Genomic DNA, 16,394 nt, shown 5'->3' with positions numbered 1-16,394 from the left:
ACCCGCTACGATCGGTGCCCAACCGCCTTCTTCTCCGCCGTCGCCCTCGCTGCCACCATCATCTTCTGGCTTTGATCAACGAGTCCTGACCCTAATTTCGGACGTTCCGCGCCCAATTCTCAAATCCCGAAAGCTGCCGTTAGCAACGCTCCGGACTGGATTGTCCAGCGATCATCGCCGAGGGAAAATGTTGAACGTGAGTATTTACGCCTTCCACGAACCGGTTCATTTAAAGTCCGCTCGGGTGGATTAGTTGGATTAGACCGACAAACAGGCTGCCCCCTCACATTTGCGCGTTATCTCGCCATCGATCACAACCTTTCGCCGGCCGCGCGATAGCCGCGGCTGATCAACGGTGGCGAGCGGCTCACGGCTTCCCAATCACGAAGAACACTTCTTGGGCGGCGGTCGGCACCGACGCGCGCACATGGCGGAAGATTTTACCCATCGTGGCGACAGCCCCCTGGAGCTGCCAATGCGGATGCTCCCAATCATGAATCGGATCTGCGGCTGCGACCCACATATCGGCCTCGACGATTAGATCGCCGGGATCGCTGTTCTTGATCGATCCATGATGCGGAAAGAGATAAGTCGAAACATAAGCGAGGTCCTTCGCATAGCCGTGTTTAAACGCGGCGATATCGGTCGGATCCTTCAGGTGCGCGTCGCCCGTGCCGAGCCAGCCGATCTTGGTCAGCGAGTGATTTGGCAAACGTGGGACGGCCGCCGTCGCCAGCATCCGGTCGGGATAGCGCGGGCCCGAATAGAGGCAGAGGGAGGTCAAATTCTTGTCGCTAAAGGCTTCGCGATAGGCCTTGGCCATCTTGGTTCTTTTGGTCACTGCCATTTGGTGCCGGATCGCCGGCTTGAGCACTTGCGTCGCGAAACTGCCGCTCGGCCAGCCAAACAGCACTTCTACCTTGGCGCGGAACGCCGCGACATCGGTGGGCGCGGCTCGGCGAACCCAGGGGAGCAGCTTCCATTCGACCGACAGATCCGTATTGGACAGCGCTAAAGCGAGGTTGCGGACCTCGAATACCTGGGCCGTGCCTGAAGTCGCGCGATACTGGTAACCTGCTGGGCGCTGAGGATCGTTATAGGCGTCCACCAGCGCCATCTTGATCGGATCCTCGCCGTCTATCGGCCGATGATCGCGCCTTTTCACGCGCACCTCTGGGGCGTCCGGATCGAAATCGGGCGAGCCGCCACCGTCCATCGGCGTATCGTCGCTATCGCCGCGAACGAGGATGATCCGGCGCGGACCGAACCTGGCGAGCGTTTCGACGGGCTCGAACACCATGTCGATGAAGAAGTGGTCGATATACCCGCCGCTGTCTTCCTGCTCCGCGGCCGCCTGGGCGAGCGCCACGATCCGTTCGTCCATCTCGACGAACGGTAGCATGATCGTGTCGACGCTGAAGCCGTCCCGCTTGCGCACGAGTTCGGGCGTTCCGCAGATATGGTCACGGTCGAAATGCGACAGCACCAGCAGGTCGAGCTGGCGCTCGGGCCGGGCGGCGAGCAAGGTATTGATCTCTCGATGGACGTGCCTTTTGGGATCTGACCCGCAATCATAGACATAAAGGAAATCGGCGCCGGTGAAGCAACCCATGGCGCCGGGCGCGCAGGACCCGCGGCTAAGCGCGCCGACATGGAAACCGCCCTGGCCCGCGGCCATCTGCCGCCGGACATGCATGAACAGCTGATAGCCGGCCTTGAGGCTTGCATGGCTCCTGCGTGCCAGCGCCGGAATAGTCGAAAAGCGCATTGGTGACCCCCCCCCTCAGGCACTCCACAGCTTGGCGCTCGCACTGTCGTAGAAGCGATACTGCACCGCAACTCCTATGCAGCGAGGACGCTCATATTTCGACGTTGACATTTCGCGCAGAGACGTCATCTTATGTTTGAAATTCGAACATGAGGTAATCATGGCGGCCACCAAGGAAGAGCTCAAAGCGATCTTCGCCTCGAAGACGAAGGAACTCGTGTCTGAGCTGGAAGCATGGTTCGAGGAAGAAACGGAAGCGATCGATGGCTCGATTGCCGCGGCCGCGCCCTCGGGCAGCGGAGGCTCCATCATGGGAACCTGTCCGGCAATCGATTCCAAGCGGGTCGTGGATGCTACTGTTATCACCAAGAAGGTGCTCGACATCGAGTTGCCGCCTGAAATTATCCAGCCTGGGGGCTATGCTAGCTGCGACGAAATGATTGCCGATCTCGTGCCAAAACTCGAGCGGGTCTTTATCGGCGATATCAAAGTGAAAAAAGCAAAGCCGGTCAAAGCATTAGAACCGGCGTGAAGGGTCTGCAATGAGTGATGAATCCGACAAGTGGCGAGCAATCGGAGAGCGGTTGCGCCAGGCCCGCGAATATCTGGAGCTAAAGCAGGAGGAAGCTGCTGACGCGATAGGTATTTCGCGATCGGCACTCTCATTGGTCGAGAATGGCCGTCGAAAGGTAGATGCGGTCGAGTTGGGGCGGTTTGCCCAGGTTTACGGCCAATCTATCGAGGCCCTAACCGGCTCTGCCGAGACACCACCGCTTCCGGAGAGTGTTCAGGCGTTGGCGCGCGCAGCGACCGAGTTATCGTCGGACGACCGCGCGGAACTGCTTCGCTTCGCGGAATTCCTCCAGATGCGCGGCCCTCGAGGAGAAGATCGTGGCTAGGTCGGCGGCAGCGGCGGTCCGCCTCGATGCTGTCGCGGCGGCCAAGCGAGTTCATCGCGAACTTGATCTCAAGGAGCGCGTGACCGAGGCCGGCGGCCTTGTCGATATCTTCGAAGTGATCCGAGATCTCGGCATTCCGTTGGTATTTAAGCCGCTGAACTCCGCTTTGGGGCTATGTCTGCCTGCCCCCTTGCGCGGCATCATGGTAACGACCCGCCGCGGATTGCATATCCAGCGTTTCACGGCCGCCCATGAGCTGGGCCACGTCGTTTTGGAGCATGCCGGCAGCGTTGATCGGGTGATCCTAGAGCGAGCGCCGCAGCCCGAAGACGATGGACGCGATCTTCAAGAGGTGGCGGCGGACGCGTTTGCCGCTGAAATGATGCTGCCGAGGTGGTTGTACCGGCACCACATTCGCGCTCAAGGTTGGACGGTTGCTTCGCACCTGCGTGATCCCGATGTCGTCTATCAACTCGCCCTGCGTATGGGCACAAGCTATGAGGCCGCCTGTTGGGGGCTATTGAGCCACCAGATCCTTAACTATGCCGACGTCACCCGTCTGCGGAATGCCCAGGTGGCCAAGCTCAAGCATCGCCTTGGGGAGGAGCATCGGCCGGGAAGCAGCTGGTCCGATGTCTGGCGGCTGACGGAACGGGACAACGGCGCGCGATTGATTGGCAACCCCGATGACCTGCTACGCATCGAACTCGACGAGGCTGCAGGCAGTGGCCATCAGTGGCAGACCGAAGCCCTTCGCGAGGCAGGGTATTCTGTTCTCTCCGATCAATCAGACTTCTCCCGTGAACCACTGCATTATGGCGCGTCGTCGCGTCGAACCGTGATCGTTAGGCCACCTGAGAGCGGGATTGGCGACGTCACGATGCACGAGTCTCAGCCTTGGGCCGGGGCTTTGCCGGACGACACCACCTTTTCGATTGAGCTCGCGCTGGAAGGTCCAGAGGCGGGCGGAATGTCGCGCGCTGCCCGCCGCCGGTTCGGGGGGCAGTCTTGATCACCGCGTCAATCGACTTGCGTTCCGTGTTGTTGCCCGTTCGTCAGCAGGGGCGCAGGCAGTCGTGTCTCGCATTTGCAAGCTCCGCAGCTCACGAGCATGGCGCGAACACCGGCGAGCATCTGTCGGTGGAGTACCTGTTCTTCCATGCGGTAGCGCGGACTCCGGGCCAGAATCCTGATGCTGGCACGACTATGGCAGCAACGGCCCAGGCGCTCGCGCTGGAGGGGCAACCGGTCGAGCCAGCGTGGCCTTACTCGCCGACCCAGGTGCTTCCTTGGGCGCCGCCGGCCTTCTCCAATCCGCTGTTCAAGACGACGATGGTTCCTGGCAAGCCGGCATTTGCCGATCTGACAGCAACCCTCGGCAAGAAGGTGCCGGTGATCCTCGGGCTGGTGATCACTGACGCATTCTTTCGGCCCGACGCACTGGGGATTATTCCCGATGTAACGCCCGACACGGAGCGTGGCGGGCATGCGGTTTTGGCCGTCGGCCATGGCCTCGATCCGGCCGGTCAGGAAGCCGTACTTATTCGCAACAGTTGGGGCCCCGGCTGGGGGCTTGATGGCTATGCATGGCTTTCACGGTCCTACGTTGACCGCCAACTCCACGAGACCGCCAGCTTGATCTAGGAAAGCCCCATGGAACTGATCAAAGGTGAAACTTCTCCCGCAGTCTGGCTCGCCGCTGCAGAGCACTTGAATGGCCTGAAGAAGTCCGAAGATTTCGACGTAATCCTCCATATCGCGCAACCGACAGTTTTTTCGATAGAGGACCGTCGGGTGCATGATGAGGTCGACGCGTTCCTCAAGTCACACGGTGCTTTCGGAATTCACACCGTAGCCGAGACGATCTTTCCCTTTGACGAGTATCAGAGGGCAGGAAAGGCTGGCCTGTTTGGACCTTTCCCGGAGAAGCTGAAAGCAATCCAAAAAGCCCGAAGCGACGGCAACTGGGGCTCTTATGCTTATCGGATCCTGCGCCAGCGCGATGCGAAGGGGAAAATCTTCAATCCACTCCAATACATGCTGATCAAGATCAAAAAGCACGGAAAGTACCGCGCATCGTTTGAGCTTGGGCCGGGTAGCCCCATGGAAGACGAGATTCAGATCTACGATCCGGCAACTGATCGTGGAAGGCTCTATGGAGGGCCATGCCTCAGCCATCTCAGCATTAAGGTTCACGATGGGCAGGTTCGGTTCAATGCCACTTATCGGTCACATTATTATGTGCGTCGGCTTCTCGGGAATCTTGTCGGACTGGGGCGGCTGCAGTTCTTCCTGGCCCATGAGGCCGGCTTGAAGGTCGGCCCCTTGACCGTCAACTCGACCTTCGCTCGCCTCGATACCGGGTCTGGTGAAGGGTCTGGTGGCCATTGGACTAAAGCAGAAGCGAAAGCTTTGATAGACCGCTGCCGTGTGATCTACGACAAATCGGCCTTGGCGGCCTAACGAGGACGACGATGAGCGTATCTGATCACTTGCTGACCCTTCAGTGGGCTCAGCTCAAGCACGACGAGGCTTATCACAAGGATATTGTGATCCTTCCTCTAGCTCAGCGCATGAAGCACATGGCGCTGCATAACGCGAAATACACCGCGTATTTCCTCACAGCCGTCGATGATGGCGATGAAGCGCGTTTCCAGCGAACGTTGACGGATGCCTTCATCATCTGCCTTGCTGTCGCTAACACGCTTAATCAGCATTTGGGTCGTGATCTCACGGCTTCGAATCCGGACCGTTCGCTGCTTGAGCTCGGAAACGCGCTGGCCGGAACACTTGGTCGCGACGACGATCCGCTCTGGATCATGCGGCAGTATTGCAAACATAGCGGGCAACTGGCGAAGCTGTGCGAAGCTTGGGATCATCTCGAGGATCTGCAGTTTCGTAGCGGGATGCACCAATGCAATCTCAGCCTCGTTTCCGCAGTGCTGGCGGAGGCGGCGGCGCGCGACATAGACCTCGCTGCCGCTTATCGTGAACGCATCCGAGCAGTGGAAGCGCGGTCAATTTTCGACAGCTTCACGCGCGCAGGCGTAGGAGGGGAAGCCTAGTGTTCTGGGGCGGCGAACGGCTGAAGGACGAGCTCGGGGACCTGATCGACGACTATCATGTGACGCGGATCGACCGCGCTGCCTATAGGCTTCGTGTCGGTGGGGAGGTGTATGTGTCACCGACCGGTGAGCCGAACGACCCTCGCAACAAGCCGAAGAGACCGCTGGGCGAAGGCGAGAGCTTCACGATTCCGGCTGGTCAGTTTGGTTTCATCCTCACCGAGGAACGAATCCGCGTGCCGCAGCATGCGATCGCTTTCATATCGATCCGTGCAACCTACAAGTTTCGGGGACTGGTGAACGTCTCGGGCTTCCATGTTGATCCCCACTATGAGGGGAAACTGCTTTTCTCGGTGTTCAATGCTGGTCCGGGAGCGGTCCATCTCTCGCGAGGGGAGGAGTGTTTCCTGATCTGGTACGCCAGTCTCGACCGGCCCAGCGTCCTTCAGAAGAAGATGGGATTCGAGGTAATCCCATCCGACCTCCTCGGACCTCTGGCCACCGGCGTTGAGTCCTTCGCCGGGCTAAAGTCGAAGATCGACGAGAACGACAAGAAATTGAGCGACCGTGTTACCACTGTTGAGCGCGAGCAGGCGGTCATGAAGTGGGCCAGCGCGCTCGTTATTGGCGCGATGATCACGTTTGGCTTGAAGGAGTGTTCTCTCTCGCGGCCAGCGGCTGCCCCGACTGCGGCGGTATCGAGCGCGGTTCCATCGCCATCGCCGACCGCTACTCCGTCACCGGCTGCATCGCCATCGCCGGCTGTCACTCTAGCGCCAGCGCTAACGCCGTCGCCGAGCCCGACACCAAAAACTCCATCTGCCGCTCCTCCGGGCCAATAATCGCACATCTCCGTTTCCGGCTGCTCCGATCTGTTCTACGCAGTCGGAGGACTCACAATCGGTATTGGTGGGCCGGACGGCGTGCCATGCATGCGCCCGGCTAAGCCGCAGTCGCGCACGGAATGACATGGAAACAACGCTCGTTTTTGACACCTACTGGCGATTCGCTGCTGAGCGTCAGGCACTCTATTTTCGGCGCCTTGCCGATCCGGTCGGCCCTTGGACCAACGATCCGGTTCTCGCAGCACATAGGTTCACGAATGCATACCGCGCGAGCGACCGGGTCAGCCAGTACCTGATTCGGGAAGTCCAATATCGTGAGGATCGTCCGTGCACGCCGCGCGAAATCTTCTTCCGAACCCTGCTCTTCAAGCTTTTCAACCGGATCGAGACCTGGGAACTGCTAGAAGGCGTTCTAGGCCCCCTGACATGGCAAGGAATTGATCTGAACGAGATTGAGCATACGCTCGATCGCGCGATGGCCGCTGGGCTCAAGCTCTACTCGCCAGCGTACATTATGCCGGCACCAAAGCTCGGGCACGCGCGCAAACACGCCAACCATCTCGCCCTACTGGAGAAGATGATCGAGGATAGATTGCCGGAGCGGGTGCGCCAGGCGCCGAACCTTCGGGCAATCTATGAGCTTTTGCTCGCCTACCCAGGGCTGGGCCCATTTCTCGCGTTCCAATATGCCATCGATCTCAACTATTCTGAGATGCTCGACCATGATGAAGGTGATTTCGTCATCGCCGGGCCGGGAGCGCTCGATGGGATCGCTAAGTGCTTCGTAGACACGAAAAAGCATTCGGCAGAGGAGGTAATCTTCTGGGTCTGCGAGCAGCAGGATCGCGCGTTCGCTAAGGCCGATATCAAGTTTCAGAATCTGTTCGGGAGGAAGCTGCAGCCAATCGACTGTCAGAACCTCTTTTGCGAAATATCCAAGTATGCGCGTGTCGTGCATCCCGATGTTAAAGGCCTCTCGGGCCGGACGCGCATCAAACAGGTCTATCGCAAGAGCCTGGGGCCGATGCCGCAGCCAACCTTCCCGCCCAAATGGAATCTCGAGGTACCGACGCTCGCCGTTAGGGTCGAGCAACGGCCGATCGGGGATTTGATGGGGCTCATGAGATGAGCGAAGGGCTGCGAGAGAAAATGGCGAAGACGCTGCGTTCGCCGAAGGCAGTCTACACAGGTGTGGCGGTCGTAAGCCTCATCGCGTCCATCGCATTGGGCTGGAAGTCCCTCTGTGTATTAGGCGGATCGCAAAGCCCGCAGGCCCTGGTTGATCATGCCCCAGCGTTATTCGGCATGCCGTTTGCTATCACGGCAGCATTGACATTGGTTTGCTGCGCCCGCGCGCTCGACCCCCAGGCACATATCGATTTTCTTGGGTTGCGCGTGAGGGGTGCAGCCGCGACGATCGTGTGCTGGATTGTCGTCTTCGCTGTCCTGACGATCGCCATCCGAGCTCTCTGGTAGCGCCGGTTGCTTCTTGGTGTCGGCCTAGACCTTTGCAGGATCGCGCCAATTCGGCGATCCGTAGACCGCCTTGGGAAGCCTTGGCTGGAGGAGCTCTTCACCGAGGCGGAGCAGGCTGAGTTGGCAAGATCACCAGACCTGGCAATTTCAGCCGGTCGAGGGTTTGCGGCGAAGGAGGCCAGCGCGAAAGCTTTGAGCACCGGATTTGGAGATGGGGTGCACTGGCTGGATTTCGAAACGGGTCCAGCGGAAACCGTTACACTCGTACGTCTTCAGGGGCGCGCTTGTGATTATGTCCGCGCGCTTCTGCCAGCTGAGATAATTATCGAATGCCAGACTTGGCTGAGTCTGGACCGCGGATGGGCGGTAGCGGTCGCGCTCATGTCAGATCGAAGCTCCAACCTCAGTCAAACTATTACTTGGAGCACGATATCCGAGACCGTCGTAAAGTCCTTGTCATCATACTAGCTGTTTTCAGATGTCCTTGGCCGGCGCTATGCGGAAGCACCATCGCCGCACTGTCAGACTAATGTCCGCTCTCGAATGACCCCGTCCGAGAGCTGCCAGTCTGCTGACGGCCCAATCTCAGTCGACCACGATATCAGGGGTGCAAATGCTGATCGTCGGTTTTTGATAAGACCTGCCGTTCGCCGCGTCGCCAGTGAACGGCAGAAATGTCCCAAAGGTGGGCGGCCCTTGGGACGCTTCAGTGCCGAGCGATATGAACCACGATGACTTCGGCGTCACGCCGTCAGCGCCTGAACGGCAATCATAAGGAGGCACCTGTATCGCCAAATTGCCTCGGAACCGGAATTTCCTGATGATCTGAGTGGCCGCCGCTCTGATCCGGGGGGCGGCGCAATCAGTCCGGCCCGAAAGCGCTGGACTCCTTTTGACAGGAAAGTCTCGAGAAAAAATCCCTTCGCCTTGGGGGGGACGCGCTGTCGCGAACCTGTAAATTCCGCCCTCTATGTCCGTTCCCGGAAGAACCGGGCCGGGGGGGGCGAGCCAGACATGGCGTCGCAATTGACCATTGATGCGCATGAGGTGGCCGCCGATCCGGTCAACTGGGAAGCGGTCCATGACGCCGTGGTACGTTATCTTCGCCATCGCACATCCGATCGCGAGGCCGCCGGCGATGTGGCGCAGGACGTAGTGCTGCGCCTGATCGACGTACGGCGCCGCCAGCAGATCGGCAGCATCTATGCCCTGGCCTTCCGGATCGCCGACAATCTGCTGGTGGATGGCGCACGGCGAAGGTCACGCACCACCGCCATGCCCGAAGACGATGACATCGTCTGCACCATGCCATCCGCCGAGCGGATGGTGGCGTCGCGGCAGATCATGGATATCCTGTCCCGCGCGCTGCGGCGGATGCCGCCGCTGCGCCGGGAGGTGATCGTCCGCCGGCGGCTGAACGGCGAGAGTTGCGCGACCATCGCCGCCGAGCTTTCGCTGTCGCCCGCCGCCGTGGAAAAGCATATAGCTCGGGCTCTGGTCGACCTTCGCGCCGCGCTCGACCGCAACGGACTGAGCCTCGAGGATCTGAGCGCATGAAAGCAGCACGCGACGCTGTGGATCTGGAGGCTGCCGCCTGGGTCGAGCGGATGGCGCGGCCGGTGCAGGACGCCCGGTCGCTCGCGCTGTTCGACGCCTGGATCGACGCTGATCCGCATCATGCCGAGCGCTATGGGGCGCTCCAGAGCCTGTCGACATCGCGTGACCTTGTGGAGACGATGGCGGTACAGGCCGCCAACGATATGCGCGCCGGTTCTACATGGGGGCGAAGCATCGCGCTGGCGAGCGCCATGGTCGCCTGTGTGACGGCGACGCTCTGGCTGATGCCGGCGTTCCGCCATCAACATCTTGCGGTCAGCGCCGGTCTTCCGCGCACGGTGACACTCGCCGACGGATCGCATGTGGTCCTGGCGGGCGACAGCGAGTTGGACGTGAGGATAACGCCGTGGAGCCGCCATGCCGAACTGGTCCGCGGCCAGGCGTTCTTCGACGTCGCGCATGAGCGCTATCGACCGTTCGAGGTCGCGGCCGGCGACACCGAGGCGCGCGTGCTGGGCACTGCCTTCGATGTCGACCGTATTGCGAACGGCGGCATCGCGCTGCGCGTGTACCGCGGGGCCGTGTCCTTCGGTCGGATCGAAGGCACGCAATGGGTGGTCCGCGCTGGTGAAGGGGCGCTGTCCACCCGCTCGGGACTGACACGGCAGCAACCGATAGCGGCTAACGCACCGGATTGGGTCGGCGGATGGCTAGAGGTCGACGACGTGCCGCTGGCGGAGGTCGTGGCGCATCTCAACCGCTTCTCGGCCAAGCCGATCCGGCTTGCCACGCCCGGCATCGACACCTGGCGCACCAGTGGGCGCTTCGACCTGCGGCAGCCGCGACGCGCGCTCGATGCGCTGGCGCTGGGCATGGGATTGGCGTGGCGGGAGGATGCGATGGGCTATCGGGTCATCGCTTCGCAAGATCAGCGCTAATTGTCATCGAATTGCCATAACATTTTTTTGTCGGGTTGATCGCACGTCCGCCGTCTTACCCGCGAAGGCCGATGATCGGCCTGCGGGGGAGTTAAGATGACGATGAAGAAGACGCTGGCCCTGGGGCCAGCGATGATTGCGCTTGCCTGCGCCACGGCCGCACAGGGACAGGCGCCCGACGCGCGCGCCAAGGTGTATGACATTCATATCCGCACCAAGGATCTTGGCGATGCGCTCAAGGAATTCGCGCGTGCGACCGGGCTTCAGCTCGCCGCACGGCCGGACATGTTGAGGGGGCGTCAAAGCCATGCGGTCAATGGCCGGGTGAGCGCGGCCACTGCGCTGGCGCAAATGACGAAGGGCACCGATGTCGAGGCGAGCATCGTCGGCGGGACCATCGTCCTGCGGCATCGTGCGTCCGTCCCCGGCCCGCTGCGCACCCCTGTGCGCAAGCCGGCGAAGACATCGCCGGTCGCTGCGCAACCGGATGCCTCCACGAGCCACGACGATATCGTCGTCACCGGCTATGCCGCCGCCTTCCGCAAATCGACCGACATGAAGCGCCGTACGCACGTGGTCTCGGACTCGATCAGCGCGGACGACATGGGCGAACTGCCGGTCAACAATGTCGCCGAGTCGATGGCGCGGATGCCGGGCGTCAACGCGGTGCGCAACCCGACCACCGGCGAAGGCGACCGCATCACCATTCGCGGCCTGTCGACCGAACTCAACACCTATGCGATCAATGGTGTCCGGATGGGCGGCGCGGGTTCGCGCGACGACCGGTTCTTTCGGGGTGTCCGGCTGAGCGTACTGCCCCCCGATGGGATCGATTCCATCACGGTATACAAGTCGCTGACGCCGGACCGCGACGGCGATGCGCTGGGTGGCGGGATCGACATCCGTACCCCGACAGCCTTCGACCGCAAGGCGCACTACTATCTCGTCAATGGCCAGTTCGGCTGGCTGGACAAGTTCGATCATCGACCATCGGGGCAGATCGCCGCGTCGATCGGACGGCGCGTCACCGACGATCTCGGCGTCTTCCTGACCGGAAGCTGGAGCCGCCGCCGTTCACAATATGAATCCAACGGCGGCGACGGCGATAACCAGCCACGCCGATGGTATGCGGACAGCGAGACGCTGGGATGGGACCCCGCCGACTTCGTGATGCGCGGCATGAGCCTGACGATGGGCGAGACCGATGTGAAGCGCTGGGGCCTGAACGGCAGCATCGACTGGCGCCCCGCCAACCATCAGTTCCACCTGCGCGGTCAGTACAACCGCTACAGCAATACGCAGTTCGACAACGAGCTGAACTTCCGCAACGACACGGGGAAGAACTCCACGCGGCTCGTCCAGCGCGATCCGAACAGCATGGACCTTGCCCAGCCCGACCGCTCCGTCGTCGGGTTCGCGGGCAAGAAGGGCCGCGTCTACAGCTATACGACGGACCAGATCGTCGATCAGGACAAGGACGGCCTGATCACCGATGCCGACCGCAAGACCAAGTCGCTCTATTCGCTTTATGGCGATTCGGGCCAATGGGACCCGCAGGGCTTCCGCCTTCGCCGTTATTGGAGCGGAGCGCACAACACGGGGACGCTGGCCTCCATCAACGCCGGCGGGGTCAGCGACTTCGATGCGGTCAAGCTGGACTATGACGTGTCCTTCTCGCGTTCGGAGGACAATCTGGACGACAGTTACGATCTGCAGTTTCGCGGCGACAAATATGGCTGGCTCGGCAACACCGGCCTCGCGGTCAGCAGCATGCAGGATCCCCGCTTTCCCAAATGGGTGTTGAACCAGGCTGGACTGGCCGCGGTGCAGGACCCTTCGCAATTCCCTTTCAACGGCCTGTCGGGCGAGATCGGCGGCAGTGGCGAAAGCCTGTGGCAATCGCAGATGAACCTCCTCTGGACCCCCGGTTCGGCGTGGCTGGATTCGGTGAAGGTCGGCGCGAAGGTTTTCCGGTCGCGGCGCAATGTCTATAGCGGCACCTTCCTCGACCTCAGCGCCAAGGGGACGATGGCGGACTTTGCCGGCTTCTTCGGAAAGCCGGTGACGACGATGTTCGGTGGCGCCTATACCGGGGATCATCGCCTCGGCATGGTGATCGACAACCGCAAGATGCTCGCCGAGCTGCAACGTGCCGAGCGGGGCGAAAGCACGATCTTCAGCGGCCTGGCCGTCTCGCCAAACGCGGCGGTCCTGTCCGGCGAGGACAGTTTCCGGTTCGACGAGCGGGTGATCGCCGGATATGTCATGGCCACCGCGCATTGGGGCCAGGCACAGGTGATCGGCGGCGTCCGCATCGAGCAGACGGCCAACCATATCGACGCCTTCGCGCTCGATCAGATGCACGGCGATCGTTACACGACCGACCGCAGCAGCTTCATCAACATATTGCCGTCGATCCACCTCAATTACGATCTGTCGTCACGCACGCTGGCGCGCGCCGCTGTATGGACGAGCTTCTCCCGCCCCGACATCGCCCGGATGAGTTCGTCGCGCGAATATGGCTATGACACCGACCCCGATGGCGACGGCGTGGAAAATCCGATGTCGCAATGGGTGCTGATGTCGATCCGCCAGGGCAATCCCGATCTGAAGCCGATGCGCGCCGTCAACTTCGACCTGTCGCTGGAACATTATGCGGGCAAGGTCGGGGCCTATAGCATCGCCTTGTTCTACAAGGACATTCGCAACTTCCTGTTCCGCTCTTCGTCCAGCAACGTGCGCAACGGAACGCTGGGCGAGCTGGTGGCGCCGGAGGGCGTGTCCATCGCCATGCCCAAAAACGGTCGCCAGGCGCGGGTATATGGCGCGGAATTCAGCGCCCAGCAGATGATGCACTGGCTGCCGGGAGCGCTTGCCGACCTCGGCTTCAACATCAACCTGACGCTGCAGAAATCCCAGGCCGAAACCGGGATCAGCTGGCACCCGGCGGGCTACAAGCTGCCGCTGGTCGAAACGCCCGAGCGGATCGCCAATATCCAGCTGTTCTGGAATCACAAGGGCACCGAAATCTACGCCTCCTGGACCCATCAGTCCAAGTTCCTGGGCGGCATCCAGGATTTCGGCAACGATCCCTACGACCATGGCTATTCGTTCGTCGACCTGACCGCACGCTACAAGGTGGTGGGAGACGTCGCCTTGTCGGTTCAGGTGCAGAACCTGCTCGACAATTACACCTATTGGGAGACCTTCGGCCCCGGCATCGGCTCCAGCCGCGCCTATACCAAGAACGGCCGCAGCATCTCCTTTGGCGTCAACGCCGTCTTCTGAGGACCCTATCCCATGATCCTTCGATCCACACTCCTGACGGGCGCGCTGCTGCTCGCCGCACCGATCGCCGCGCAGGATGCGCCCGAGCCGCTCGCCCCGCCGACCGTCGTGCCCGAGCGCATCGTACTGAACCTCGCCGCCGATCCGGCGCATGCGATGGCCGTGACCTGGCGCTCGGCACCGGGGCTGCCGGGTATCGTCGAACTGGCGGAGGCGGGCGACGGCCCGGATTTCGTCAAGACCGCCACCCGCCTGCCCGCCCATGACGACGACGCGACGATCGCCGTGCGCGAGACGCCCGCGCTCCACGCGGCCTATCACAGCCTGACGATGACCGGGCTCAAGCCCGACACCGTCTATGCCTATCGCGTCGGTGACGGCACGCATTGGTCCGAATGGCTGCAATTCCGCACCGCCGCCGCGACCACGCAGCCGTTCCGCTTCCTGTATCTCGGCGACATGCAGAACCAGATCCTGTCGGAGGCATCGCGGACCCTGCGCATGGGGCTGCGCATGGCGGGCGATGCCGCCTTCGTCGTGCATGGCGGCGACCTCATCAACCGGCATGACAGCGATGCCGAATGGGGCGAATGGTTCGCGGCGGGCGGCTATGCCTATGGCCAGACCCCGCAGATGCCGACGCCGGGCAATCACGAATATGGTCGCGGCCCGGTCCTGAACCCGCAATGGCAGCGGCAATTCACCCTGCCCGCCAATGGCCCGGCCGACTTGCAACGGCTGGTCGATACGTGCTGGAGCACCGACTATCAGGGGCTGCGCCTGATCTCGATCGACGCACCGCAACTCCACGGCGTGCCGGAATCGCGGGCGGCGATCGTCAAGTGGCTGGAGCCGTTGCTCGCGCACAATCCCAATCGCTGGACGGTGCTGGTGCTGCACTTCCCGCTCTATTCGCTGGAGCCACAGCGCGACAATGAACGGGTGCGCGACGCGCTGAAGCCGCTGATCGACAAGTACAAGGTCGACCTGGTGCTGCAGGGCCATGACCACGGCTATGCGCGGGGCAGCGTCGGGCCGGTTGGCCCCGGCAAGGGCGCGACCTATGTCGTCGCGGTGGCGGGGCCGAAGATGTATGATGGCGGCATCCATGCCTGGCCTCAAAAAAGCGCGACGAACACCCAGACCTTCCAGGTGATCGACGTCTCGGATCGGGAGATGGTCTATCGCGCCTATACGGCGGCCGGGCACCTGCTCGACGAGACGGCGTTGCGCAAATGAGCGCGGGTCGAACGCTTCGTCGCGGTCATCGATACGTTCGGGTGGGCGCACTGGCTATCATCATGGCCGGTACAGCGCTTGCGGCGCCCACGCCGCCCGAATGGCCAGCCGTCGACCGACTGTTCTTTCCGGGCGCAACCGCCAGCGAAACCCGGGGCCAGGGGATGACCAGCGACGGTACCCATTGGATCTTTTCCGGCACCCGCTCGCTGGAAACCGCCGATGCGGGCTTCCACACGCTTAAGCGTCGTCGTCACGCGATACCGCCCAGCCTGGGGCGGCCATCGGCGCTGTCACCGATCGGCCTCAACCATATCGGCGATATTGATTATGCCGACGGACGGCTCTACGTGCCGCTGGACTCGAGCCATGTCGATCCTGCCACGGGAAAGGCCTATAGCCATCCGGTCGTCGCCATCTACGATGCGCATACGCTCCGTTACACGGGGCACGCCTATCCGCTGCGACCGCCGCATGGCACCGATGACATTGCAAGCTGGATCGCAGTCGACCCGGCCAAGGGCGAGGCTTATGGGATCGCCTACCACGACGCGCGGGAACTGGCGGTCTATGATGGGGCCGACTTCACGTTTCGTCGATACATCCCGCTCTCGCGCCCGGTCGATCAGGCGCAGGGCGGCAAGGTTCGCGATGGCTGGATCTATTTCGCGACCGATGGTCGCGGCAAGGCCATCCAGCGCGCCAACATCGCTACGGGAGCAGTCCAGACCGTTGCCAGCCTCGATACAGGGGGCGATCGCGAGATCGAGGGGCTGTGCTTCCAGTTTACCCCGAACGGCATGCTCCTCCACGTGCTGAGCCGTGAAGATGAGCGGCCCGGAAGCGGCAACGGGGGCATCGCCCTCTATCGGCTGGCGACGCCCTGACGGATGGCGGTGCGCCATGTCGCACCGCTGTCTATCACACCGACCAATTATTCCGGACGATTCGGGTGCCCGCCGCTTTCATCATGGGCGCACCGCATGGAAAACCTGACGCACGAAAGCAGCGGTTCGTAGGAAGTCGATCACGACGCGCGCGAGCCAGGCAAGCCCTGCCACTGTTCTCTGGCGGAGAGGTGGGTCGCTCTATCAGCAGACCGAAAGCTGCCTTTTTTGCTCACGGCGAAGCTTGGGTATAGATCGACGCCGCTTGGCTTCGTCTGGATGACCGCTGTTGGGGAAAGCCACCGCTCAAGACGAATGCTGCGAACGACGGCTCTGTCCCGATTGTGTTGAAAAAGGCTCGCTTGCAGTCGCGCTGATGGTTTGATTCAATCTTCGGCAAGTAAGCGGAGACGGGCCGATGATGGGCGAGCG

At 61.8% G+C, this 16,394-nt stretch carries 17 protein-coding genes; 15 read left to right on the top strand and 2 right to left on the bottom strand.

Features of this window, described 5'->3' with window-relative positions; genetic code table 11:
• Positions 1 to 367 precede the first annotated feature (367 nt).
• Positions 368 to 1,768, bottom strand: coding sequence for a ComEC/Rec2 family competence protein (locus GGR45_RS19145; RefSeq protein ID WP_175310823.1), 1,401 nt, complete (start codon positions 1,766 to 1,768; stop codon positions 368 to 370).
• 160 nt (positions 1,769 to 1,928) lie between these two features.
• Between GGR45_RS19145 and GGR45_RS19140 the strand changes: the two genes are divergently transcribed.
• The 15 genes from GGR45_RS19140 to GGR45_RS19070 all read left to right on the top strand — a co-directional run bounded on the left by GGR45_RS19140 (position 1,929) and on the right by GGR45_RS19070 (position 15,962).
• Entirely contained in the window at positions 1,929 to 2,300 is a 372-nt protein-coding gene (locus GGR45_RS19140; protein ID WP_175310824.1) for a hypothetical protein, read from the top strand.
• 10 nt (positions 2,301 to 2,310) lie between these two features.
• Positions 2,311 to 2,667 carry a helix-turn-helix domain-containing protein gene (locus GGR45_RS19135; protein ID WP_175310825.1) on the top strand — a complete coding sequence of 119 codons (357 nt, stop codon included), beginning with the start codon at positions 2,311 to 2,313 and terminating at the stop codon, positions 2,665 to 2,667.
• Entirely contained in the window at positions 2,660 to 3,679 is a 1,020-nt protein-coding gene (locus GGR45_RS19130) for an ImmA/IrrE family metallo-endopeptidase (RefSeq protein WP_217497886.1), read from the top strand. Before GGR45_RS19135 ends, GGR45_RS19130 begins: the two co-directional genes overlap by 8 nt.
• Entirely contained in the window at positions 3,676 to 4,311 is a 636-nt protein-coding gene (locus GGR45_RS19125; RefSeq protein WP_175310827.1) for a C1 family peptidase, read from the top strand. The genes GGR45_RS19130 and GGR45_RS19125 overlap by 4 nt, the downstream gene beginning before the upstream one ends.
• Positions 4,312 to 4,320: 9 nt before the next feature.
• Complete coding sequence (locus GGR45_RS19120; protein WP_175310828.1) at positions 4,321 to 5,130, top strand: thymidylate synthase family protein; 810 nt, start codon at positions 4,321 to 4,323, stop codon at positions 5,128 to 5,130.
• An 11-nt stretch (positions 5,131 to 5,141) separates the two neighbouring features.
• Positions 5,142 to 5,732 carry a hypothetical protein gene (locus GGR45_RS19115; RefSeq protein ID WP_175310829.1) on the top strand — a complete coding sequence of 197 codons (591 nt, stop codon included), beginning with the start codon at positions 5,142 to 5,144 and terminating at the stop codon, positions 5,730 to 5,732.
• Positions 5,732 to 6,574: a dCTP deaminase domain-containing protein gene (locus GGR45_RS19110; protein ID WP_175310830.1), complete on the top strand. Its 843-nt coding sequence runs from the start codon at positions 5,732 to 5,734 to the stop codon at positions 6,572 to 6,574. Before GGR45_RS19115 ends, GGR45_RS19110 begins: the two co-directional genes overlap by 1 nt.
• A 127-nt stretch (positions 6,575 to 6,701) precedes the next feature.
• A complete protein-coding gene (locus tag GGR45_RS19105; RefSeq protein WP_175310831.1) occupies positions 6,702 to 7,706 on the top strand; it encodes a nucleotide kinase domain-containing protein in 1,005 nt (334 codons plus the stop codon).
• Positions 7,703 to 8,053, top strand: a complete 351-nt coding sequence (locus GGR45_RS19100) for a hypothetical protein (RefSeq protein ID WP_175310832.1) — start codon at positions 7,703 to 7,705, stop codon at positions 8,051 to 8,053. Before GGR45_RS19105 ends, GGR45_RS19100 begins: the two co-directional genes overlap by 4 nt.
• Before the next feature lie 6 nt (positions 8,054 to 8,059).
• A complete protein-coding gene (locus tag GGR45_RS20075) occupies positions 8,060 to 8,521 on the top strand; it encodes a holo-ACP synthase (protein ID WP_175310833.1) in 462 nt (153 codons plus the stop codon).
• 546 nt (positions 8,522 to 9,067) lie between these two features.
• Positions 9,068 to 9,610 carry an RNA polymerase sigma factor gene (locus tag GGR45_RS19090; protein ID WP_175310834.1) on the top strand — a complete coding sequence of 181 codons (543 nt, stop codon included), beginning with the start codon at positions 9,068 to 9,070 and terminating at the stop codon, positions 9,608 to 9,610.
• Positions 9,607 to 10,548 (top strand): FecR family protein, encoded by a 942-nt coding sequence (locus GGR45_RS19085; protein ID WP_175310835.1) that lies wholly within the window; start codon positions 9,607 to 9,609, stop codon positions 10,546 to 10,548. Before GGR45_RS19090 ends, GGR45_RS19085 begins: the two co-directional genes overlap by 4 nt.
• 96 nt (positions 10,549 to 10,644) lie before the next feature.
• Entirely contained in the window at positions 10,645 to 13,836 is a 3,192-nt protein-coding gene (locus GGR45_RS19080; protein ID WP_175310836.1) for a TonB-dependent receptor, read from the top strand.
• Between the two features lie 12 nt (positions 13,837 to 13,848).
• A complete protein-coding gene (locus tag GGR45_RS19075) occupies positions 13,849 to 15,075 on the top strand; it encodes a purple acid phosphatase family protein (RefSeq protein WP_175310837.1) in 1,227 nt (408 codons plus the stop codon).
• Between the two features lie 62 nt (positions 15,076 to 15,137).
• Positions 15,138 to 15,962, top strand: coding sequence for a hypothetical protein (locus GGR45_RS19070; RefSeq protein WP_175310838.1), 825 nt, complete (start codon positions 15,138 to 15,140; stop codon positions 15,960 to 15,962).
• Positions 15,963 to 16,194: 232 nt separating this feature from the next.
• On the opposite strand, the gene GGR45_RS19580 is transcribed toward GGR45_RS19070, so the two are convergent.
• Positions 16,195 to 16,394 (bottom strand): hypothetical protein (locus GGR45_RS19580; protein ID WP_221235839.1); only part of this gene is annotated, 200 nt, incomplete at its 5' end.

It is taken from the genome of Sphingomonas zeae (genome assembly GCF_014197135.1).
Taxonomy (GTDB): Bacteria; Pseudomonadota; Alphaproteobacteria; order Sphingomonadales; family Sphingomonadaceae; genus Sphingomonas; species Sphingomonas zeae.
This window is presented reverse-complemented; position numbering and strand designations above follow the sequence as displayed.

Bases quoted from the DNA above. Each gene is read 5' to 3' on its own strand.
- GGR45_RS19070 (WP_175310838.1), top strand. From the start codon at position 15,138: ATGGCCGGTACAGCGCTTGCGGCGCCCACGCCGCCCGAATGGCCAGCC.
- GGR45_RS19075 (WP_175310837.1), top strand. From the start codon at position 13,849: ATGATCCTTCGATCCACACTCCTGACGGGCGCGCTGCTGCTCGCCGCA.
- GGR45_RS19100 (WP_175310832.1), top strand. From the start codon at position 7,703: ATGAGCGAAGGGCTGCGAGAGAAAATGGCGAAGACGCTGCGTTCGCCG.
- GGR45_RS19105 (WP_175310831.1), top strand. From the start codon at position 6,702: ATGGAAACAACGCTCGTTTTTGACACCTACTGGCGATTCGCTGCTGAG.
- GGR45_RS19140 (WP_175310824.1), top strand. From the start codon at position 1,929: ATGGCGGCCACCAAGGAAGAGCTCAAAGCGATCTTCGCCTCGAAGACG.
- GGR45_RS19115 (WP_175310829.1), top strand. From the start codon at position 5,142: ATGAGCGTATCTGATCACTTGCTGACCCTTCAGTGGGCTCAGCTCAAG.
- GGR45_RS19145 (WP_175310823.1), bottom strand. From the start codon at position 1,768: ATGCGCTTTTCGACTATTCCGGCGCTGGCACGCAGGAGCCATGCAAGC.
- GGR45_RS19090 (WP_175310834.1), top strand. From the start codon at position 9,068: ATGGCGTCGCAATTGACCATTGATGCGCATGAGGTGGCCGCCGATCCG.
- GGR45_RS19080 (WP_175310836.1), top strand. From the start codon at position 10,645: ATGACGATGAAGAAGACGCTGGCCCTGGGGCCAGCGATGATTGCGCTT.
- GGR45_RS19120 (WP_175310828.1), top strand. From the start codon at position 4,321: ATGGAACTGATCAAAGGTGAAACTTCTCCCGCAGTCTGGCTCGCCGCT.
- GGR45_RS19135 (WP_175310825.1), top strand. From the start codon at position 2,311: ATGAGTGATGAATCCGACAAGTGGCGAGCAATCGGAGAGCGGTTGCGC.
- GGR45_RS19085 (WP_175310835.1), top strand. From the start codon at position 9,607: ATGAAAGCAGCACGCGACGCTGTGGATCTGGAGGCTGCCGCCTGGGTC.